The sequence below is a fragment of the Bartonella queenslandensis AUST/NH15 genome (assembly GCF_000312585.1).
Classification (GTDB): Bacteria; Pseudomonadota; Alphaproteobacteria; order Rhizobiales; family Rhizobiaceae; genus Bartonella; species Bartonella queenslandensis_A.
Genome location: NZ_HE998156.1, coordinates 1 through 823, shown reverse-complemented (window position 1 = coordinate 823; position 823 = coordinate 1). Strand labels below are relative to the sequence as shown.

General features: G+C 34.3%; 1 protein-coding gene. It reads left to right on the top strand.

Annotated features, from left to right (window positions below; translation table 11 throughout):
- Positions 1-823 (top strand): type ISP restriction/modification enzyme (locus BN338_RS09715; protein ID WP_039761821.1); only part of this gene is annotated, 823 nt, incomplete at both ends.

The following is an 823-nucleotide window of genomic DNA, read 5'->3' as shown; positions in this document are numbered from 1 at the left end:
GAGCAAACAAGGTTGGCAAATAATCATGCCAGACAAGCATAGTGATTGGCTTGATCAACGTGATGACAGTTTTAAAGCATTTTTAGTCATAGGTGATAAGAAAGGAAATGATAAAAAGCTATTTGAAAATTTTTCGTGCGGTATCGTAACGAGTCGTGACGCTTGGACATATAATGCGAGCCACAAAGCTTTAATGCAAAATATGAGTGCTATGATCACTTTTTATAATCGTGAAGTAGAAAATTTTAAAGATATCTGTCCTCATGCTGACCGTAAAACACGTAATAAAACTGTAAACAATTTCATTAACATTAATGCTACAAAGATCAGTTGGAGTACTACTCTCAAACAAGAATTGGTAAGAAATAAATTTTCCAAATTTGAGAATAATTGCCTTATTCAAAGCCTTTATCGCCCTTTTACACGACAGTGGCTCTATTATAATCGCACCTTTAATGAATCAGTTTTTCAAATGCCGCATATATTTCCTATGGGACAAGCCGTTGAAAATAAAGTAATACACGTTACCGGCATAGGATCAATGAAAGACTTTTCTGTATTTATGAGTAAGACTGTGCCTGATTTTAAGGTGATAGAGAATGGTCAATGCTTTCCACGCTATATTTACGAAGATGCTAAGATCTTAAAAGATAAAAACAAGAAACAATCCCATTTATTTACAAACTCTATAGAGGAAAACAAAACAGCTGGTTTACAAAGGCGTGATGCTATTACTGATGAGGGGCTAGCACATTTTAAAGCCGCTTATCCTAATGAAACGATCACTAAAGATGATTTGTTCTATTATGTTTACGGTTTACTT